Source organism: Streptomyces sp. NPDC006314 (assembly GCF_040613075.1).
GTDB lineage: Bacteria > Actinomycetota > Actinomycetes > Streptomycetales > Streptomycetaceae > Streptomyces.
In genome coordinates this window covers 70,856-90,096 of the sequence record NZ_JBEXRL010000021.1, presented here as the reverse complement: position 1 = coordinate 90,096, position 19,241 = coordinate 70,856, and the positions used below count along the sequence as shown (strand labels likewise).

Here is a 19,241-nt window from a genome sequence, read left to right as displayed (position 1 = left end):
CCGGACACCTCAGCCGGTGGGTGCGAGATCCAGCTCGACCTTCTGCCGCGTGCCCCAACCGGTGCGGTAGCACGTCGCCATGGCGTACCAGCGGACCACGCGGAAGACGGTGAACGCGAAGATCTGCGCCAGCGGCGCCGCGGCGAACGTCAGGAGCTGGGCGGCGAAGGGCTCGTCACTCCGCCGGAAACTCAGATACCGGAGTGATTGGCCGTACCCCACGAGAACGGGGATGAGGAGCAGCTCCCACGTCCAGACACCGCGGACGAGCGGCAGATAGAGGAAGAGGGCGATGAAGATGGCGGTGGAGAGCACCATCTGGATCCATCCGATGAGGTGGCCCCAGTAGGCGTAGTTGTTGAGCCGCAGGTACCGGAAGCGCCAGAACGTGCGGATGAAGGCGCCGCGCATCCAGCGCGTGTACATGCGGAAGAGCTGCGAGAAGTTGTCCGGCATCAGGGTGGTGGCGAAGGCCGTGGGCTGCTGCACCGCCTTGCCCTGCTGCAGGGCGTAGATGGTCAGCATGGAGTCGTCGGAGAACTCGACCTTCCGGCCGAGGAAGGTCTCGTTGAGGTAGCCGTCGAGGTTGTCCTCGACGACGTGGGCCCGGTAGGCGGCCAGCACACCGGAGTTGACGAGGACACCGCCCAGAGCCGACTGCGCCGATCGGTCCACCAGCTGCCCCACCACGAACCACAGGTCGGTGAGCCGGACGAGCACGTCCCGCCAGCGCCTGCGCTCGCCCTTGCCGTTCACGTTGCCGCGCAGGTTGGAGGCGAGCACGATCCCGGCCACGGACTGGATCTCCCGGTCCGCGAAGGGCTTGAGGATCTCCGCGATCGCCTGGCAGTCCAGGTTGGCGTCGGAGTCCACGGTGACGTAGACGTCGGTGGCGATGCCGGCCCGCCGTGCGGCCGCCAGGGCCAAGCCCTGTGCGTGGCGCTTGCCCGGCACCGGAGTGCTCTCCCACAGCAGCGGGACACCCCGCTGCTCGCACACGCCCTCGAACCACGAGCGGACGGCCGCGTAGTCGACAGAGTTGTCGTTCTCCACCACGACCACACACTGCGGAAGGCGCGCCTGCTCGACGATGGACGCCAAGCAGGCCTCGAAGGCGTTGGGGCCCTCGTTGCGCACCGGCACGGGCACGGTCACCCGCAACGCGTCCAGCTGCGCCTGCTGGTCGGGCGCCACCTTCCGCGGCCGCTCGCAGAAGTAGAGCACGCACTGCCACATGAGCAGCAGGAACGCGAGGGCGTAGACCGTGGCGAAGTGCTGCCCGTGCCCCTGCCACGTGGTGATGCCTGAGTAGATGTGCCGGACCAGCCAGACGGAGAGGGCCGCCACCGAAAGGGCGGCCCCCACCAGAATGCGGGTCCGGGTACGGCGTACCCGGATCGTCTTCATCGCTCGTGGACCGCCTTCCCCCGCCGGAACGACGTGCGTACGAGCACGGCCCCGAGGCCGACCACGACAGCCGCCAGGCCCAGCAGCCACAGCTGCTGGAAGGCGATCCCGCCGAGGGTGACGGCCCCGGCCCCGGTTGCGGCGAGTGAGCCGCTCCCCCCTGTGTAGTTCATCCAGCAGCCTTTCTCCGGTGTTCTTGCTCAGAACACAGAGTCAGGCCAAGGCCATGGGGGTGTCCGGCTTTTCCCCGTTCGTTCGAGGGCCGGCGACCAAGTTCGAGACCCATTTCGATCACGGCCTCCGCCAGAGGAATCACCCTGGCGGCCATCACCGTTGAGGTCGACGACGCCTTTCCCAGCACCTCGTACCGCCTCGATCGGCGGATACACCTGCTGCGACACCGCCGCCCGCACCGCCGCCCCGACGTCGTGCAGGCCGGTGCTGGACGAGCCTGTACAGGTGCTCGCTCTTGTCCGTCATCCGGTGCCGGCCACCCGCCACCTGCGCACCACGTCTCCCTCCGTCGTCAGCCACGTTCCATATGTGTGAGCTGATCGCCGAGCGTGAATGGCTGAAGGTGTTCCTAATGCCCGCCTACTCGCCCCGACCTTGACCCGGTCGAGGGAATCCGGTCGAGGGAATAGGGCGCCCGTCAAGCGCAGCCTGGCCAACCTCGCCGCCGTCGCCCTCGACCGGCTCGAACGCCTCCAGTATCGGCCCGGCAACCTCGACGGCTTCATAGCAGGCACCGCTTGACCCTCGACGCCCCAGCGTCACCCTGACGAGCCGAAGCCGGCACGGGACAACCTCTAGCGGGCTAGGGTGCTCTGCGAGACCTGATGACCGGTAACGGCATCGACGAACACATCACCGTTCATAACGCCCATCATCCACACTGGCCGCCAGCCACGGCCCTTAACCTTCTGGGCTAGAAGTACCGCGCCCTGGACGGTGTGACCCGTGTACTTACGCGCAAGCCGCACTGCCTCGTCCTGTGAAACGGTGCTCTTGGGCAGCTTGGGATCCTTTACGGCGCGGGCGGTGAAGTTCATTATGCGTCCACCCGAGGTCACCGTGACGTTCAGCCGCATGGGCATCATCAGTCCCTCGCTGTACCGACGATATACGAACATGTAGACCGCGGTGTTACCTGATCCGCTGACATGGACGGTTCGCTTGGTTCCGCGTACCTCGGTAGGGAACCACCGCTGGACGAAACGGGTTGAGACCTCTTGGGCCTGGTCCTGATTCAGGGGGCCGGCCTCGGCCCTGTTGTCCGTGAAGGCAGCTTCTTCCAACTTCTTCTCAGGCCACCACCCGGTGATCTGACCCCGGTTGGTTTTCGCCGTCACCAGTCCAGTGTGCTTCGCAACAACGGTCTGCTTGACCTGAGTACCCTCACCGAAGACATATACAGCGGCCTCAGTGATCCATGTGTCTGCACCCTCGACGGCCCGCTGGTCGGCAGCGAATCCCGGGCGCTCTGTCAGCGGAATGTAAGGAGTGATGGAGGAGCGGAAGGTCCCGATCAACGCAGCACAGCCCGTAACGGCGAGAGCCGCTCCCCAGAGCACGTCACGCTTGACCCTCCATGTGCCCTGCCCAATACGCCACGCCCATACGACTCCTGCCGCCACTCCGAGTAGGGCCCCGGTGGTATTGGCAACGATGTCTGTGGCACTGCAGGAGCGTCCCATGGACCCCTCTGCCTGGATGAGTTCGATCAGGCCGCTTCCAACTGCCGCTATCACGACGGTGGTCAGTGGACGCTGAAAGAGGAGAGCAGCGAAGAAGGGGGCCGGGATGAACAGAGCAACGTTCAGCAACGCGCTCGAGGAGGTGAACATCTGAGGAAACGGCGAACTCAGATCGCACACTGCTCCGCCACCAACGGGTCCTCCGTCCGTGGGCAGCAATGTCACAGCGAAGACACCGGCGAGACAGACAGCCAAGAGCACGCGCACCGTGATCGGTTTCCGACGCGCGCGAGCGATCAGCCCTGTCGGAACCGCCAGGAAGAAGGTGATCAAGCCGAACCAGAGGAGCAGCCCAGGAACGGCCTGAACGGACGCGTCGATCACGTGAGCAGCGGCCCTTTCGCGAGAGGCAATGAGACGAGAACGGGGAAGGAGTCCGTTGCATGGGACTTCTTCCCCGTGTGATCGCCGGGCGGATCAGCAGAAGGTGACCGGCGGCGTGTAGTACTTACCCGTAGTAGCGTCCATCCGACCTGTCGCCGTGCAATCCGGGGCGTACCTGGCTATCGACTGGCCGCCGAAGGAGTGCGAGATCGACTGTCCCGCAGACACCGCCTTCTGCTTGTCCTTGAAGAGGCCCTCGCTCGTTTCCATCATCAGAGTGACGTAGACTTTGCTGCCGCCACTCTTGTCGTACTCCGTAGCGCCGTAGAAAACACTGGGGTTACCGCTGACGACGGAGCCGTTGCGCGCCTCGAAACTCAGCTTTCCGTTGGACAGTTTGGTGCTGGTGGTGCCTCCGGTACCGGCGAAGGCCGCCGTAGTACCCCCGAGAACCAGCGCCGCGGATACGGCGGCGATGGTCAAGATGCGACTGGTAGCCATGATGAATCCCTTCCCCCGAGCTCATTGCCTGGTCAAGCAAGAGTCTCGTTGGCTAGACAGCTTAGTCGAACCCTTGACCTAGGCATGCCAATTATGATCGTTGCGGTCGGTGATGCGGATCACGTTCGACCTTGCGCCGCTCACGAAGAGTGGACCTCTTAGACCATGGTCTACATGGTTAGTTGGTCGTTGAACTGGCTATGGGAGTGAGCGGTGGGGATGGATGCACCGGATGGGTTGCGGGAGGTCGCCAGGCGGCCTTGCCGCCCTGCTTCGGGGCATCGAAGTCGACCCGTGCGCCGCCGGTTTCTCATGTCGTCCCCGGCCGGTGTGTGGGCACGCCTGCACCAGAACGTGCTGCACCTCCTGGACGGCCAGAACCCGGTCGATCTGTCGCGCGCGGCCCTCGACTCCTCTCATGTGCGCGCTACAAAAGGGATGAACTCGCGGGTCCGTCGCCCATGGATCGGGGTAAGCCCGGTTCAAAGATGCACATCCTTTCCAACGCGAATGGAATGCCCTTACGCGTCGGACTCTCCGCAGCCAACACCCACGACAGTTTCGCGCTGAAGCCGATGCTGTCCCACTTCCACATGGGATACGAATCTCAGGCAGCTGATTCCAAACCGCAGCGCCTGCATACGGACGAGGCATACGTCCCCCACCTGCGGCGATGGCTCTGAGGCGAGCGGATCGGCGTCCGTGTCGCCCAGAGGCGTCGAGTCCAGCGAGCGACTGGGGCGTCGCCGATGGGCCATCGAACGCATGTCCTGGCTGACCGGCTACCGGCGTCTCAACCACCGCCGAGCGGAAACCCGGCAACTCCTAACCTTTCGCGGACTGACAGCCGCACTCTGCTGCTACAAACGGCTCCTCAAACTCACCGTAAGGGTCCGTCCGGGTGGTGCTGTCGGTTTGCTCCGAGAGGCGGCGGCCGTCCGGTGCCGTTCCGGTACGTGTGGCCGGCCGATGGATCTGATGGCCCGGCTCGCGGGGCTACGGCTGCGCGAGCGGTGGGACGGCTGGACCCGGGGCCCCTGCACCAGCGAGAGCCGGCAGCACGTGTCGGTGCGGGAGAAGCCGGGCGACTGATCCCGGCCAGGGCGTGCGTCAGGCGTCCGGGGCCTGCGGCCGGAGCTTGCCGCGGCCCACCTGGGTGCGCACCGCGCCGATGCTCGCCGCGATGACCAGGGCGATCGCGGCGGCCTCCGTCGCGGACAGGGCCTGGCCGAGGATCAGGAAGCCGGCCGCCGCCGCGATGGCCGGCTCCAGGCTCATGAGGATGGCGAAGGCGGAGGCGGGCAGCCGGCGCAGGGCCAGCAGTTCCAGGGTGTACGGCAGGACCGAGGAGAGCAGGGCCACCGCCGAGCCGAGGGCCACGGTGGTGGGGTTCAGCAAGCGGGTGCCCCCCTCGGCGATGCCCAGGGGGAGGAAGAGCAGGGCCGCCACCGCCATGGCGAGGGCCAGGCCGTCCGCCTGGGGGAAGCGGCGGCCCGTACGGGCGCTGAAGACGATGTATGCCGCCCACATGGCGCCGGCTCCCAGGGCAAAGGCGACACCGGTGGGGTCGAGGTCGCTGAAACCTCCGCCGCCGAGCAGGAAGACGCCCGCGAGCGCGAGGCCGGCCCAGAGCGCGTTGAGCGCACGGCGGGAGGCCAGGACGGACAGGGCCAGCGGGCCGAGGACCTCGAGGGTGACCGCGGGGCCCAGCGGGATACGGGCGACCGCCTCGTAGAAGAGGCCGTTCATCGCGCCCATGGCGATGCCGAACACGATCACCGTGCCCCAGTCGGTGCGGGAGTGCCCGCGCAGCTTGGGGCGGCACACCAGCAGGAGGATCACGGCCGCCGCGAGCAACCGCAGGGTCACCACACCGAGCGCGCCGGCCCGGGGCATCAGCGTCACCGCGAGGGCGGCGCCGAACTGCACCGAGACACCGCCGGCCAGCACCAGCCCGACGGGGCCGAGCGGACCGAGGCGGCGCGGGGTACCGCCTGGGGATGCGGGTGCGTGCTGCGTCGAGGGTGCGGTGGCGCTGGGGGTGCTCACGGGGCGGTCCTGGGGCTGGCTCGGGATCGGATAACGTTCATCGTGATGGACTACAGAGTCCAGGCTAATGGACTCCGCCAGGAGTGTGAACCCCTTATGTAACTGTCCTGGATGCTGAGACGCCCGGCGTTCGGATGCCGGGCCGTCGGGTTCGGATGCCGAGCCCGGGCTCCTCGTCCCCGCGCGTGTGCTCAGCGGCGGGCCATGTAGACGTCGAGCGCCTTGTGCAGCAGGCGGTTCAGCGGGAAGTCCCACTCGCCCACGTACTCCAGGGCCTCCCCGCCCGCGCCCACCTTGAAGCGGAGCAGGCCCAGCAGGTGGTTCGACTCCTCCAGGGTGTCGGTGATGCCCCGGAAGTCGTAGACGTGGGCGCCGAGTGCGTGGGCGTCGCACATCATGCGCCACTGCATCGCGTTGTTGGGCTGTACCTCGCGCTTGCGGCTGGTGGAGGCGCCGTAGGAGTACCAGACGTGCCCGCCGACGATCAGCATCGTGGCCGCGGCGAGCACATCCCCGTCATGGTGGGCGAGGTACAGCCGCATCCGGTCGGGGTCTTCGGTGGTGAGCGCGGTCCACATCCGCTGGAAGTAGGGCAGTGGACGCGGGATGAACCGGTCCCGCTCGGCGGTCTCGGTGTAGAGGCCGTAGAAGACCGGCAGATCCTCGTAACCGCCCCGGACGATCTTCACGCCCGCCTTCTCGGCCTTCTTGACGTTGCGCCGCCACTGCTGGTTGAGCCCGCCCCGGACGTCCTCCAACGACCTTCCGGCAAGCGGCACTTGACACACGTACCGGGGCTGTCCGGCGGCGAAGCCGTCCTCCCCGCCGGGCTCGCTCTGCCGCCAGCCCATCCGGCGCAGCCGGTCGGCGAGGTCGAGGGCCCCCTGCTCCGACGAGGTCGGCGCCACGTCCCGCAGCCGGTGCGCGTCGGGGTCGGCGATCGCGGTCTTGACCGCCTCGGGGCTCCACCGCCGCGCCACCACGGGCGGTCCCATCTTCACCGAGAAGGCGCCCCGGCTCTTCAGATGGGCCAGCATCGGCTCGAGCCAGCGCTCCAGACCGGGCGCCTCCCAGTCGATGACCGGCCCCTCGGGCAGATAGGCCAGACAGCGCTTCAGCCTGGGCAACGGCCGCAGCAGCACCAGCCCCACCCCGACGAGCCGCCCGTCCGCCTCGAACCACCCCAGGCTCTCCGCCCGCCAGTCCGGCTTCACATCCCCCCACGACGGCATCTGCAGATGACTGGCCGAGGGGCGGCCGGCCACGAAGGCGAGGTGCTCGGCACGGCTGATCGGCCGGAGAGTGAGGCTCATACGCGGGGCTCCTCGAAGCTCGCAGGTTTTCGGGGAGATCTCAGGGGCGCCTTGGAGATCTCAGGTCACCTTGAAGATCAGGGTCATCTCACCCTACGAACACCCCGCCCGTCCTTCGGTCCCCACGCCGCCAGTACCTCCGTGTCGGTCGCCCGCGCGTGCAGGAAGTAGTCGGCCCACTCGGCGATGTCCGGGTAGCCGCACTCCCGGACCAGCCGGGCCACCGCCGCCGCTCGGTCGTACGACGTCACGCGCAGGTCGGCGCCGGGTCCGAGAAGGCACCAGTGGGCGCCCGGGCGGCCGTAGGGCATGCCGACACTGCCGGGGTTGACCACCAGGCGGCCGTGGGACAGCCGGACGTAGGGCATGTGGGTGTGGCCGCAGACGACCGTGCCGATGCCGGGGGCCAGCCCGGAGAAGACCTCGGCCCAGCGGCCGGGGCGGGAGTCGACCAGCACCAGCTCCTCGTCGTCGCGCGGGGTGGCGTGGCAGAACAGGACCCTGCCGAGGCCGCGCACGCGCAACGTGAGCGTCTTGGGCAGCGCGGCGAGGAAGTCCACTTGCTCCCCGGTGAGTTCCCGGGCCGCGAAGGGGCCGATGGGATCGGGGATCTCCGTCCGCTCGCCCCGCCGGTACTCCACCAGCTCCCGGTCCGCGTTCCCGCCGACCCACAGCACGCGCTCGCCCTGCGCCCGCAACAGCTCCAGCACCTCGGCCGGCTGCGGACCCGCCGTGATGTCCCCGGTGAGGACGATCCGGTCGGCCGCGACCACCTCGGGCTCCGCCAGCACGGCCTCCAGCGCGGGCAGCACGCCGTGGATGTCGGACAGGACGGCCACTCGGACGTACTCCTCGGTTTCCCCGGTCACTTCGCTCCCCTCACTCGCCCGTTCGCCGTGCTTGCTCGTCCAGCGCCTGCGCCAGCACCTCCGCCAGATGGCGTCCCCGTACCCCCGCCAGCTGTTCCAGCTGTGTCCGGCAGGAGAAACCGTCCGCGAGGACCACCGTCCCCTCCGGCGCTTCCCGTACCGACGGCAGGAGGTGTTCCTCCGCGCAGGCCCGTGACACCTCGAAGTGGCCCCTCTCGAAGCCGAAGTCGCCCGCGAGTCCGCAGCAGCCTCCGCTCAGGTCGCCGGTGAGGCCCGCGGACTCGCGCAGTCGACGGTCGGGGGCGTCGCCGAGCACCGCGTGCTGGTGGCAGTGGGTCTGGCCCGCGACCGGGCGGTCCACGGCGGGCGGGGCCCAGTCGGGGGCATACCGCGCCAGGACTTCGGCGAAGGTGAGGACCGCCGAGGACAGCCGGGCCGCACGGGGGTCGTCATGCAGCAGTTCGGGCAGGTCGGTGCGCAGGGTCGCGGCACAGCTCGGCTCCAGGACGACGACCGGGACCCCCGCCCGCAGCACCGGCTCCATCAGGTCCAGCGTGCGGCGCATGACCGCACGGGCCCGGTCGAGCTGGCCGGTGGAGACGTAGGTCAGGCCGCAGCAGACCCGGGCCCGACGGGCGGTGAGCAGCACGGTCGCCGCCCTCGACCTGCCGTCCCCGACGGCCCCGCCGCGCGCGATCAGCGTCGGCGGAAGGGCTACCCGCAGCCCGGCGGCCTCCAGCACGCGGACGGCGGCCCGGCCGACGGACGGGGACAGATGCTCGGTAAAGGTGTCCGGCCACAGGACGACCAGCTCCCCGGAATCCTGCACGGGACCGCTGGAACCCCCGCCGGAGTCCGCGGAACCCCGAACGGGGCCACCTACACCCTGGACGGGCTTCCTCCCGCGCCACCAGCCGGTGAAGGTCTGTGTCGCCAGTCGGGGCAGCTGCCGCTCCGGTGCGATGCCGCCCAGGCGTTTCGCCACATACGCCAACGGCCGTACCCCGGCGAGTGCGTTGAACAGCGGAGCCGTACGCGTGCGGGCGATCCAGCGCAGCCACTCCGGCAGCCGGCCCATGCTGTGGTGGGCGGCGGGGCGGCGGCGGCCTGCGTAGTGGTGGTGCAGGAACTCCGCCTTGTAGGTGGCCATGTCGACCCCGACCGGGCAGTCCGAGCGGCAGCCCTTGCAGGACAGGCAGAGGTCGAGCGCGTCGCGGACCTCCGTGGACCGCCAGCCGCCGGTCACCAGGTCGCCCGCGAGCATCTCGTGCAGCAGCCGGGCCCGGCCACGCGTGGAGTGCTCCTCCTCGCCGGTCACCCGGAAGGAGGGACACATCACGGCGGGGCCGGACGTCGCCGCCGTACGGCACTTGGCGACGCCGACGCAGCGGCGGACGGCCGCGCGGAAGTCGCCGCCGTCGGCCGGGTAGCCGAACGTCACGTCGACCGGGCGACGGGGCAGGACGGAGAAGCGGAGGCCGGTGTCGAGGGGTGCCGGACGGACCAGCATGCCGGGGTTGAGCAGGTCGTCGGGGTCCCAGACCGCCTTGGCGCGCTCGAAGAGGGCCACCGTCTCCGCGCCGTACATACGGGGCAGCAGCTCCGCGCGGGCCTGTCCGTCACCGTGCTCCCCGGACAGCGAGCCGCCGTGCTCCACCACCAGGTCGGCGAGGTCCTCGGAGAAGCGGCGGAAGCGGCCGACACCGGCCTGGGTGAGCAGGTCGAAGTCGATGCGGACGTGGATGCAGCCGTCGCCGAAGTGGCCGTACGGGGTGCCGCGCAGGCCGTGGGCCGACAACAGCGCGCGGAAGTCGCGCAGGTAGGCGCCGAGCCGGGCGGGCGGAACGGCGCAGTCCTCCCAGCCGGGCCAGGCCTCCGTGCCGTCGGGCATCCGTGTCGCCGTACCGCTCGCGTCCTCCCGGATCCGCCACAGCGCCCGCTGGGCCACCGCGTCCGTCACCACCAGGGAGTCGACGACGTCGGCCGCGCGCACGATCCGCTCCGCACGCGCGCGTGCCTGCGTCGCCGACTCCCCGCCGGTCTCCACGAACAACCAGGCACCGCCTCTCGGCAGCCCGGCCGGTGAGCGCACCAGGTCGGCCGCCATGCCCTCCACCGTCAGCGGCCCGTGCACGAGGAGTCCCGCGGCTGCCTCGGCGGCCGCGCTCTCGTCGGCGTACGCCAGCACCGCGAGGGCACCCGCGCGGGGGGCCTCCACCAGCCGTACGACCGCCTCGGTCAGGATGCCGAGGGTGCCCTCCGAGCCGCAGAAGGAGCGGGCGACGTCCGCGCCGTTCTCGGGCAGCAGGGCGTCCAGCGCGTACCCGGAGATGCGGCGGGGCAGGTCCGGGAAGCCCGTGCGCAGGCGGGCGCGCTCGTCCTCCGCCAACCCGAGCAGCCCGTCCGGCGCACCGGCCCAGCCCTGCCCGAGCCGCAGCCGCTGTCCGCGCGCGGTGATGACGGACAGCTCGCGCACGCTGTCCGCGGTCGTCCCCCAGGCGACCGAGTGCGAGCCGCACGCGTTGTTGCCGATCATCCCGCCGAGCGTGCACCGGCTGTGCGTCGACGGGTCCGGGCCGAACCGCAGCCCGTGCGGGGCGGCGGCCTCCTGGAGCCGGTCGAGGACGAGGCCGGGCTGCACGGTGGCCGTGCGCGAGCCCGGGTCCAGCTCCAGCAGGCCGTTCATGTGCCGGGTGAAGTCCAGCACCACGCCTGTGCCGGTCGCCTGCCCGGCGATCGACGTGCCCCCGCCGCGCGCCACCACCGGCACCCCGCGAGCCCGGCACACCTCGAGCACGGCAGCGACGTCCTCGGCGTCCCGGGGGGCCACCACCCCCAGCGGGACACGCCGGTAGTTGGACGCGTCCATGGTCACGAGCGCCCGGGAGGTGACATCGAATCCGACCTCACCCCGAACGGCCCTGCGCAGCTCGCCCGCCAGATCTGTCATGCGTCCAGAATGCATCCGATCACGTACAGTCACCGCATCTTTTCCACAGCCCCGCGCGTATCGTCGTACAACCCCACAAGTCCACGGCTCGGCGATCTCGTCTCATCGGACGGACACGGCTCCACCTCGCTTTCCCCCACCGGCTAACCTCCTTCCGTGGCCGACATCCAGATCCCCGCTGACATCAAGCCCGCCGACGGACGCTTCGGCGCTGGCCCCTCCAAGGTGCGCACCGAGGCGCTGGACGCCCTCGCCGCCACCGGTACGTCCCTGCTGGGTACCTCCCACCGCCAGGCGCCCGTGAAGAACCTGGTCGGCAAGGTCCGCGAAGGCATCTCCGAGCTGTTCTCCCTGCCCGAGGGCTACGAGGTGATCCTCGGCAACGGCGGCTCCACCGCCTTCTGGGACATCGCCACCCATGGCCTGATCGAGAACAAGTCACAGCACCTCAGCTTCGGTGAGTTCTCCTCCAAGTTCGCCAAGGCCGCCAAGCTCGCGCCCTGGCTGGCCGAGCCGACCGTCATCTCCACCGACCCCGGCACCCACCCGGAGGCGCGGGCCGAGGCGGGTGTCGACGTCTACGCCTTCACCCACAACGAGACCTCCACCGGCGTCGCCATGCCGATCCGGCGTGTGGCCGGTGCCGACGAGGGCGCGCTCGTCCTGGTGGACGCCACCTCCGGCGCGGGCGGCCTCCCGGTCGACGTCGCCGAGACGGACGTCTACTACTTCGCCCCGCAGAAGTCCTTCGCCTCCGACGGCGGCCTGTGGATCGGCATCTTCTCGCCGGCCGCGATCGAGCGCGCCGAGCGCGTCCACGCGAGCGGCCGCCACGTCCCGGAGTTCTTCTCGCTGCCGACGGCGATCGACAACTCCCGCAAGAACCAGACGTACAACACCCCGGCCCTCGCCACCCTCTTCCTGCTCAACGAGCAGCTGGAGTGGCTCAACGGCCAGGGCGGCCTGGCCTTCTCCACGGCCCGCACCAAGGACTCCTCGACCCGCCTGTACGGCTGGGCGGAGGAGTCGAAGCACGCCGCCCCGTTCGTCTCGGACCCGGCCAAGCGCTCGCAGGTCATCGGCACGATCGACTTCTCCGACGAGATCGACGCGGCCGCCGTCGCCAAGGTGCTGCGCGCCAACGGCATCGTGGACACCGAGCCGTACCGCAAGCTGGGCCGCAACCAGCTCCGCGTCGCGATGTTCCCGGCGATCGACCCGGCGGACGTCGAGGCGCTGACGAAGTGCATCGACTACGTCATCGAGAAGCTGTAGCCCCGAGGGAAGCTGTAACCCAGGGACGAGCGTGAGGGCGCCCGGTGTCTGCCGCACCGGGCGCCTCGTCCTCTGTGGCCGCGCGGCTCAGGGCCGCGGGCGGGTGGGTGACGCTCAGCCCCGGCGCCGCAACCGCCGCACTCCGAACAGGGCGGCCGCGCCGACGACGAGGACGACGGCGCCGACCTTGAGGCTCGCGGTGCCGGTCGTGCCGTCGGCGGAGCCGGAACCGCCGCCCGCCGAGGCTGACTCGGCGGGCCGGTCCGGTGCGTCCTCCGCCTGCACCGGGCTGCCCGCGCCCTCGCTGCCGTACATCAGCTTCGTCCCGTCGGCGGAGTACGACAGGGACTCCCCCTGCCCCTGCAACGGCACGTCCAGGCGGCCCTTGCGCTGGATCCGGCCGCCGTTCCAGTCGTAGTAGATCCCGCCGAAGTAGCCGCGTACGGCGAGCTGTTGTCCCTCCGGGGAGAACGCGGCGTCGGTGGCCCAGAGATCGACGGCTCCGATCGGCCTGAAGATGTTCGCGCCGGAGGTGGAGAGGGTCGCCGGGCCCTCGTACAGGTGCCCGCCGTCCTCCTTCTTGTCGACGATGTAGACGCGCCCGGTCTTCGGGTGGACGAGCAACGACTCGGCGTCCCGCGGCCCGTTCTCGTACTTGACGACGTACTGCGTGGCCGTGACCGTCTCGTCCTTCAGCACCTTCGGCTCGGGCAGCCGGTAGATCCACACGTACGGCCACCTGCCGCCGAAGTTGTCGCCGATGTCGCCGACATAGATCTCGTTGTGCGGCCCGACCGAGATGGCCTCGACATCGCGCGGTGCCCCGATGCCGCGCAGGGTGAGCCGGGCGACGGTTTCGCCGGTCCGGCCGTCCACGGCGTAGAGGTACGGCCCGTCGTCGCTGTCGTTGTGCGTCCAGTAGACGCCGGGATGGAGGCGGGAGGCGGCGAGGCCGCTGGACTCGGTGATCCGCGGGTCCTTGAGGGTGAACCCCTGGTCGCCGTCACCGTCGGCGGCGGAGGCGGGCAGCGCACAGGCGCCGGCGAGCAGCACCCCGGCGAGAACGGCGAACGATCGACGCATGCCCCAAGCCTGCCATCACGGCCGGTGGTTCGCGGGACGTGGTGGGCCTCACACCCCATCGGCACCGGTGATCGTCCATCATGAGCGGATGCTCAGGTTCATGCCCGTAGGTGACTCCATGACGATCGGGAGCGCGGGCGAACACACCTGGCGTCACCGGCTGTGGCGGCATCTGCGCGAGACGTACGGAGGGCCCTTCACCTTCGTCGGCCCGCGCGAGGAGCTGTACGACAAGACGGCCGACGCCCCGACGTCCCTCGCCTACGCCGACCCCGACTTCCCGCGCGCCCACCTGGCGGGCTGGGGCGAGGGATGGCTGCACATGGCCCCGTTGATCGGCGACGCGATACGGGCCCACCGCCCCGACGTCCTGCTGGTCTCCCTGGGCCTGATCGACCTCGGCTTCTACACGAACGCCGAGCAGACGGCGGAGAACGTACGGGCCTTCATCACCGCCGCCCGTGCCGCCGACCCGCGCGTCCGCATGGTGCTGCTGCCGGTGATCCCCAACATCCGGGCCGCGGCGGACACGGCCTTCGCCTCCCAGGTGGACCACTTCAACGTCCTGCTCGCCAAGACGGTGGCCGACCTGGACGAACACCGCTCCCCGGTCCTGCTCGCCTCGCCGCCCGAGTCGTACGACATCCACACCGACACCTACGACGGCACGCACCCCAACGCGAGCGGGGAGCACCGGATCGCGGAGGCGTTCGCGAAGGCGATGTGGGAGGCGTGGGGACTCGGCGGACCGTACGCGGCGTGATCGGGTCGGCCTGACGGCTCGGCTCCGGGGTTCCTCAGGGTCGTGACAGGGTTCGCCCAGGGGCGTTCCGGATGCCCCCGCGTGCCGGCGAACGGCAGTATCGATCCCATGACATCCCTCTCCCGACGCGCCTTCACCGGTGCTTTCACGGCCGGCGCCCTGGCCTTCGCCACCGGAGGCGTCACCACCGGGGCCACCGCCGCGCCGCTCGGCGATCCCGCCGCCTTACGCGACGCGATCAGCGATCTCTCCCATCCGCAGGCGACCTCCTCCCACCTGCTGGTGGAGTGGTCCGGAACCCGCTGGTACGGCACCGCGGGCACCGCCGATCCCGCCCAGGGACGGCCCGTACGGGCGGACGACCGTTTCCGGGCGGGCAGCCTGACGAAAGCGTTCGTGGCGACCGTCGTCCTTCAGCTCTGGGCAGCAGGCCGGGTGGATCTCGACGCGACGATCGCCCGCTCCCTCCCCGGCCTTTCCCTGCCCTCCCGCTTCGACCGCATCACGGTGTCGCATCTGCTCAGCCACACCAGCGGCCTGCCCGACCACCGGGGCTTGCCGGACCTCGGAACACCGGAAGCGGCCCTGCGCCACCGCTTCGACCACTGGACACCGCAGGCCCTGGTCGACACGGTGACGCACGACCCCCTTAAGTTCACCCCCGGCACCGCACAGGAGTACCGAGGAATCAACTACGTGCTCCTCGCCCTGCTGGTCGAGGAACTGACAGGGTGTCGCCACGGCGACGTGATCGCCTCCCGGATCCTGCACCCGCTGGGGCTGACCGGCACGCTGGTCCCGGGCGACGATCCGCGTATGCACGGCCCGCACGTCCACGGCTATCTGCGCATGACGGACGGCAGCCTGCGCGACGTCACCGTCTACGACCAGTCCGCTTCCTGGGGCGAGGGCGAACTGGTCTCCACCGCACAGGACCTCTTCCGTTTCCAGCACGCCTTGTTCACCGGCGCGCTCCTGCCGCCCCGGGCCCTGGAGAAGGTCTTCACCCTGCCCCCGCCCACGGTGCGCATGCTGGACGGCAGCCCGGCCCGGTACAGCATGGGCCTGCAGACGGCCACGGTGAACGGCACGACGTTCTGGGGGAAGACCGGTGAGACCTACGGATACCGCACCCGCATGTTCGCCACGCGCGACCTGGCCACGCGCTTCGTGCTGTCGTACACGCCGACCGCGCTCAACGCGCGGGAGGACATGATCAACCGGGTCGTCGCCGTCCTCACCGCCTGATCAGCGGCAGGCGCGGGTCGGACTCGGCCGTTCCTTCCGCTTCACCGAGCGGACCCGATGAAGCCATCGGCGGCCTGGTCCAGCCCCCACACATACAGGGCCTCTCCCGACTCGGACGGAGTGACCCAGACGCCGTCGCCCAGGGCGGTGGGGGGCCGGGTGCCGACCGGGACCGGGTAGGCGACCTCGACGGGCGTGCCCGGGACCGAGGTGCCGATGATCCAGTGCCGGCCCTCGCCCCACTCCTCGTCGCTCTCGACGGTCGAGCCGATCAGGGTCGTCTCGTCGAGGAAGCCGCCCGCCCAGTCCCAGTAGGGAAGCGCCTCGTCGTTCCCGGGCTCGGCGTCGGGATGCCGGGGTACGGCGGTCTCGGCGTCCCACACCAGCCCCTCCAGGACCGAGCCACCGGTGTCGCGGACGGCCAGCGTGTCCTGTTCGTGGGTGACGCTCATCAGCCGCTCGCCCGACGGACTCACACTCATCAGCGCCAGGTCGCCCTCGAGGTACTCGACGGCCAGGGTCTGCCCGTCCCATCGCCCCCAGCGCACCGGCGCCCCGTCCTGCCCCTCCCCGATGCTCAGCTGGTCGTACCGGCCGCGCAGGACTACGGCCTCGGGGTCATTCCGTGGTCGCCGCTGCACGGAGGGGTGCTCGGCGGTGTGATCAAGAAGCAGGTCAAGGGCGGTCGCCGTGCCTCCGGGCGGGCCGCCGACGCCCTCGCCGACCCCGCCACCCGCGCGCGGATCCAGTCCTACGAGGATCTGCTCGACAAGCACGGCCTGGAGCCCGGGGAGGCCGCTCTGGCGTGGCTGCTGACCCGGCCCGGCGTGACCGGCCCGATCGTCGGCCCACGCACCGCCGAGCAGCTGGAGTCGGCCCTGAGGGCGGTGGAGCTGGAGCTGAGCGAGGAGCTGCTGTCCGGCCTCGACGAGATCTTCCCGGGCCCGGGCCCGTCCCCGGAGGCCTTCGCCTGGTGACACCGGGCGGGCCGGCGCCCCGGAAGTGCGGCGGGGCCGCGTTCGGCACGCGGCTCCGCCGCGGGGGCGCGACCAGCCACAGCCGGCCCGCAGCCGGAGGACGGCCGCAGTGCCCGGCGCCCTACCTCACCGCCGACGCCACGGCCACCACGACGAACATGAGAACAAGCGCACCGGCCATGATCCGGTTCCGGGTTTTCGGGTCCACGTATTCGAGACTAACCGGCACCGTCCAGTGCCCAGCGGGCGACCGCCTCGTACCGGGGCTGCTCCCCCGGCACCCCGGACCTCGGCAGGTTGCTGCGCACCAGCGCCAGATCGGCCACGGTCCACGTCCGGCTGATGAACTCCCCGAGCTGGTCCACGTAGGGCCGTACGTCGACCGCGTCCCGGCTGCGGGCCAGCGTCAGATGGGCCTTGTAGCGGCGGTGCCCGCCCATCGGCACCCCGGCCTTGCGGGCCGCCGACTCCGTCCGGTCGGCCAGCAGGCGCAGGGCCTGGGTGTCGCCGGAGGCCCCTGTCCACAGGGCACGGCCGTGGCCGAACTGGCCGCCCCCGGAAAGAGCCAGCTCGAACGGGGACGTGCGGTGGGCCGCGCGGGACAGGCGGTCCGACAGGGCGGGTACGAGGTCGTCGGCGACCTCGCCGTAGAAGGCGAGCGTGAGGTGCCAGCCGGGGCGGGCCGTCCAGCGCAGGCCGTCGGCACCCGGCAGCCGCCTCAACCGGGCTACTTCGGCGGCGAGTTGGACCGTGACGTCCTCCGGGGGCAGTACGGCGGCGAAGAGTCTCATGCCTTCACCTTCCCAGACGGGCGTGGGCATGATGGGCCCATGACGATCACCATCCGCGAAGGCGGCCCCGGCGACGCCCCCCTGATCCTCGGCATGCTCGACAGCGCCGTGGAGTGGCTGGTCTCACAGGGCCGTACCGGGCAGTGGGGGACCGAATCCTGGTCGGGGAACCCCCGGGCCGTGGAGCTGGTGCACCGATACGCCACCGCGGGCACGCCGTACTTCGCCGAGATAGACGGCACTGCGGCGGCCACGCTCACGCTCAGCACGGGCCCCGGCTCCTATCTGGAGCCGGCCGACGAACCCGAGCGGTACATCCATCTGTTCGCCACCGACCGCCGTTTCAAGGGCCGGGGCGCCGGGGCCGCGCTGCTCGCCCACGCGGCCCAGGTGACCCGGCAGTCGGGGATCTCCCTGCTGCGCGTGGACTGCTACGCGGGCGACGACGGCAAGCTGGTCGCCTACTACGAGAGCAACGGCTTCATCCGGACCGAGCCCTTCACCTTCGGCGAGGACAAGTGGCCGGGGCAGGTGCTGGCCCGGAGGGTCCTGTAGCGGACCCTCCGGGTGGGCGGATCACGCCGCCGCCGCCAGCTGTTCCCGCTCCCTCGGTACGAAGCGGACCCGCGGGTGGCCGTGGTGCCAGGCCACCGCCAGGCGCAGGCCGCCGATGCGGGCGAGGACCAGCCCGATACCGGCGGCGGCCACGGCGGAGATGATGCCGCCGAGGGCGAAGCCGGCCCGGGCGCCGTAGGTGTCGGTGATCCAGCCGACCACCGGTGCGCCCAGCGGCGTACCGCCCATGAACACCATCATGAACAGGGCCATCACCCGGCCGCGCATCGCCGGGTCGGTGGCCATCTGCACGGCGGTGTTCGCGGTGACGTTCACCGTGAGGCCGAAGACGCCGATCGGGACCATGAGCAGCGCGAACAGCCAGTACGACGGCGCCACCGCGGCCGCCGTCTCCAGCGCGCCGAAGGCAAGCGCGGCGGCGATCAGGACGCGCAGCCGGGCCGTGCCGCGCCGGGCGGCCAGCAGGGCTCCGCCCAGGGAGCCGACGGCTATCAGGGTGTTGAAGAGGCTGTAGGAGCCGGCGCCGGAGCGGAAGACGTCGTCCGCGTAGGCCGACAGCCACACCGGGAAGTTGAAGCCGAAGGTGCCGATGAAGCCGACGAGGACGATCGGCCAGATCAGCTCCGGCCTCTTCGCCACGTAGTTCAGGCCTTCCCGGAGCTGGCCCTTGCCGCGCGGCGCGCGCTCGACCACGTGCAGTTCGCGGGCGCGCATCAGGAGCAGGCCGGCGATGGGGGCGGCGAAGGAGAGACCGTTGGCGAGGAACGCCCAGCCGGTGCCCACGCCGGTGATCATGAGACCGGCGACGGCGGGGCCGACCAGACGGGCCGACTGGAAGTTCGCGGAGTTCAGGCTGACCGCGTTCTGCAGCTGCTCGGGGCCGACCATCTCGGAGACGAAGGACTGCCGGGCCGGGTTGTCGACGACCGTGGCGAGGCCGGCGGCGAAGGCGGCGACGTAGACGTGCCAGATCTGGACGTGGCCGGAGAGGGTCAGGAAGGCGAGGGCGAGGCCCGTGACGGCCATCGACGTCTGGGTGACCAGCAGGGTGGGCCGCTTGGGCAGGCGGTCCACGAGGACGCCGCCGTAGAGGCCGAACAGGAGCATCGGCAGGAACTGCAGGGCCGTCGTGATGCCGACGGCCGCGGAGGAACCGGTGAGACCGAGAACGAGCCAGTCCTGGGCGATGCGCTGCATCCAGGTGCCGGTGTTGGAGACGACCTGGCCGAGGAAGAAGAGGCGGTAGTTCCGGATCTTCAGCGAGCTGAACATCGAGGACTTGCGGGAGGTGGGGGTAGTAGTGGTCGGTGCGGGGGCGGAAGCTGCTCCGGATCCCGTACTCAAAAGTGTTCGCCTCC

16 protein-coding genes and 3 pseudogenes are annotated in these 19,241 nt (G+C 70.4%); 7 read left to right on the top strand and 12 right to left on the bottom strand.

Annotated features, from left to right (window positions below; genetic code table 11):
* Positions 1 to 9 precede the first annotated feature (9 nt).
* The 4 genes from ABZ079_RS30250 to ABZ079_RS30235 all read right to left on the bottom strand — a co-directional run bounded on the left by ABZ079_RS30250 (position 10) and on the right by ABZ079_RS30235 (position 3,989).
* Entirely contained in the window at positions 10 to 1,407 is a 1,398-nt protein-coding gene (locus ABZ079_RS30250; protein ID WP_356942607.1) for a glycosyltransferase, read from the bottom strand.
* Positions 1,404 to 1,580, bottom strand: a complete 177-nt coding sequence (locus tag ABZ079_RS30245; RefSeq protein ID WP_356942606.1) for a hypothetical protein — start codon at positions 1,578 to 1,580, stop codon at positions 1,404 to 1,406. Before ABZ079_RS30245 ends, ABZ079_RS30250 begins: the two co-directional genes overlap by 4 nt.
* A gap of 636 nt (positions 1,581 to 2,216) precedes the next feature.
* Positions 2,217 to 3,488, bottom strand: a complete 1,272-nt coding sequence (locus tag ABZ079_RS30240) for a VanZ family protein (protein WP_356942605.1) — start codon at positions 3,486 to 3,488, stop codon at positions 2,217 to 2,219.
* A gap of 93 nt (positions 3,489 to 3,581) precedes the next feature.
* Positions 3,582 to 3,989 (bottom strand): hypothetical protein, encoded by a 408-nt coding sequence (locus ABZ079_RS30235; RefSeq protein WP_356942604.1) that lies wholly within the window; start codon positions 3,987 to 3,989, stop codon positions 3,582 to 3,584.
* A gap of 257 nt (positions 3,990 to 4,246) precedes the next feature.
* Here ABZ079_RS30235 and ABZ079_RS30230 point away from each other — a divergent pair.
* Positions 4,247 to 4,874: pseudogene (locus ABZ079_RS30230) on the top strand (IS5 family transposase); the annotation flags it as partial.
* Between the two features lie 56 nt (positions 4,875 to 4,930).
* Positions 4,931 to 5,081: pseudogene (locus ABZ079_RS30225) on the top strand (SAM-dependent methyltransferase); the annotation flags it as partial.
* An 18-nt stretch (positions 5,082 to 5,099) separates the two neighbouring features.
* Here ABZ079_RS30225 and ABZ079_RS30220 read toward each other — a convergent pair.
* The 4 genes from ABZ079_RS30220 to ABZ079_RS30205 all read right to left on the bottom strand — a co-directional run bounded on the left by ABZ079_RS30220 (position 5,100) and on the right by ABZ079_RS30205 (position 11,170).
* Positions 5,100 to 6,038, bottom strand: coding sequence for an EamA family transporter (locus ABZ079_RS30220; RefSeq protein WP_356942603.1), 939 nt, complete (start codon positions 6,036 to 6,038; stop codon positions 5,100 to 5,102).
* 191 nt (positions 6,039 to 6,229) lie between these two features.
* Complete coding sequence (locus tag ABZ079_RS30215) at positions 6,230 to 7,351, bottom strand: peptidoglycan bridge formation glycyltransferase FemA/FemB family protein (protein WP_356942602.1); 1,122 nt, start codon at positions 7,349 to 7,351, stop codon at positions 6,230 to 6,232.
* Positions 7,352 to 7,434: 83 nt separating this feature from the next.
* The gene (locus ABZ079_RS30210) at positions 7,435 to 8,220 is read right to left on the bottom strand and encodes a metallophosphoesterase family protein (protein WP_356942601.1); all 786 of its coding nucleotides are present in this window, start codon (positions 8,218 to 8,220) and stop codon (positions 7,435 to 7,437) included.
* 10 nt (positions 8,221 to 8,230) lie between these two features.
* A complete protein-coding gene (locus ABZ079_RS30205) occupies positions 8,231 to 11,170 on the bottom strand; it encodes an FAD-binding and (Fe-S)-binding domain-containing protein (RefSeq protein WP_356942600.1) in 2,940 nt (979 codons plus the stop codon).
* Positions 11,171 to 11,326: 156 nt separating this feature from the next.
* On the opposite strand from ABZ079_RS30205, the gene serC reads away from it, so the two are divergent.
* Positions 11,327 to 12,445: a phosphoserine transaminase gene (gene serC, locus ABZ079_RS30200; RefSeq protein ID WP_356942599.1), complete on the top strand. Its 1,119-nt coding sequence runs from the start codon at positions 11,327 to 11,329 to the stop codon at positions 12,443 to 12,445.
* A 114-nt stretch (positions 12,446 to 12,559) separates the two neighbouring features.
* Here serC and ABZ079_RS30195 read toward each other — a convergent pair whose 3' ends face one another.
* Positions 12,560 to 13,528, bottom strand: a complete 969-nt coding sequence (locus ABZ079_RS30195; protein WP_356942598.1) for a WD40 repeat domain-containing protein — start codon at positions 13,526 to 13,528, stop codon at positions 12,560 to 12,562.
* A gap of 88 nt (positions 13,529 to 13,616) precedes the next feature.
* Here ABZ079_RS30195 and ABZ079_RS30190 point away from each other — a divergent pair, with 88 nt between their 5' ends.
* Complete coding sequence (locus tag ABZ079_RS30190; protein WP_356942597.1) at positions 13,617 to 14,291, top strand: GDSL-type esterase/lipase family protein; 675 nt, start codon at positions 13,617 to 13,619, stop codon at positions 14,289 to 14,291.
* A 108-nt stretch (positions 14,292 to 14,399) separates the two neighbouring features.
* A complete protein-coding gene (locus ABZ079_RS30185) occupies positions 14,400 to 15,539 on the top strand; it encodes a serine hydrolase domain-containing protein (RefSeq protein ID WP_356942596.1) in 1,140 nt (379 codons plus the stop codon).
* A gap of 41 nt (positions 15,540 to 15,580) precedes the next feature.
* Here ABZ079_RS30185 and ABZ079_RS30180 read toward each other — a convergent pair whose 3' ends face one another.
* Positions 15,581 to 16,180, bottom strand: a complete 600-nt coding sequence (locus ABZ079_RS30180) for a hypothetical protein (RefSeq protein ID WP_356942658.1) — start codon at positions 16,178 to 16,180, stop codon at positions 15,581 to 15,583.
* Between ABZ079_RS30180 and ABZ079_RS30175 the strand changes: the two are divergent.
* Positions 16,124 to 16,516: pseudogene (locus ABZ079_RS30175) on the top strand (aldo/keto reductase); the annotation flags it as partial. The gene ABZ079_RS30180 and the pseudogene ABZ079_RS30175 overlap by 57 nt on opposite strands.
* A 218-nt stretch (positions 16,517 to 16,734) precedes the next feature.
* Here the strand turns inward: ABZ079_RS30175 and thpR are convergent.
* Positions 16,735 to 17,307, bottom strand: a complete 573-nt coding sequence (gene thpR / locus ABZ079_RS30170; protein WP_356942595.1) for an RNA 2',3'-cyclic phosphodiesterase — start codon at positions 17,305 to 17,307, stop codon at positions 16,735 to 16,737.
* A gap of 39 nt (positions 17,308 to 17,346) precedes the next feature.
* On the opposite strand from thpR, the gene ABZ079_RS30165 reads away from it, so the two are divergent.
* Positions 17,347 to 17,862, top strand: coding sequence for a GNAT family N-acetyltransferase (locus tag ABZ079_RS30165; protein ID WP_356942594.1), 516 nt, complete (start codon positions 17,347 to 17,349; stop codon positions 17,860 to 17,862).
* Positions 17,863 to 17,883: 21 nt separating this feature from the next.
* On the opposite strand, the gene ABZ079_RS30160 is transcribed toward ABZ079_RS30165, so the two are convergent.
* Positions 17,884 to 19,227 carry an MFS transporter gene (locus ABZ079_RS30160; protein WP_356942593.1) on the bottom strand — a complete coding sequence of 448 codons (1,344 nt, stop codon included), beginning with the start codon at positions 19,225 to 19,227 and terminating at the stop codon, positions 17,884 to 17,886.
* Positions 19,228 to 19,241 lie beyond the last annotated feature (14 nt).

Excerpts from the sequence above, each read along its gene's own strand:
- ABZ079_RS30250 (WP_356942607.1), bottom strand. The coding sequence starts at position 1,407 with ATGAAGACGATCCGGGTACGCCGTACCCGGACCCGCATTCTGGTGGGG.
- ABZ079_RS30245 (WP_356942606.1), bottom strand. The coding sequence starts at position 1,580 with ATGAACTACACAGGGGGGAGCGGCTCACTCGCCGCAACCGGGGCCGGG.
- ABZ079_RS30235 (WP_356942604.1), bottom strand. The coding sequence starts at position 3,989 with ATGGCTACCAGTCGCATCTTGACCATCGCCGCCGTATCCGCGGCGCTG.
- ABZ079_RS30215 (WP_356942602.1), bottom strand. The coding sequence starts at position 7,351 with ATGAGCCTCACTCTCCGGCCGATCAGCCGTGCCGAGCACCTCGCCTTC.
- ABZ079_RS30205 (WP_356942600.1), bottom strand. The coding sequence starts at position 11,170 with ATGACAGATCTGGCGGGCGAGCTGCGCAGGGCCGTTCGGGGTGAGGTC.
- ABZ079_RS30195 (WP_356942598.1), bottom strand. The coding sequence starts at position 13,528 with ATGCGTCGATCGTTCGCCGTTCTCGCCGGGGTGCTGCTCGCCGGCGCC.
- ABZ079_RS30190 (WP_356942597.1), top strand. The coding sequence starts at position 13,617 with ATGCTCAGGTTCATGCCCGTAGGTGACTCCATGACGATCGGGAGCGCG.
- ABZ079_RS30185 (WP_356942596.1), top strand. The coding sequence starts at position 14,400 with ATGACATCCCTCTCCCGACGCGCCTTCACCGGTGCTTTCACGGCCGGC.
- thpR (WP_356942595.1), bottom strand. The coding sequence starts at position 17,307 with ATGAGACTCTTCGCCGCCGTACTGCCCCCGGAGGACGTCACGGTCCAA.
- ABZ079_RS30165 (WP_356942594.1), top strand. The coding sequence starts at position 17,347 with ATGACGATCACCATCCGCGAAGGCGGCCCCGGCGACGCCCCCCTGATC.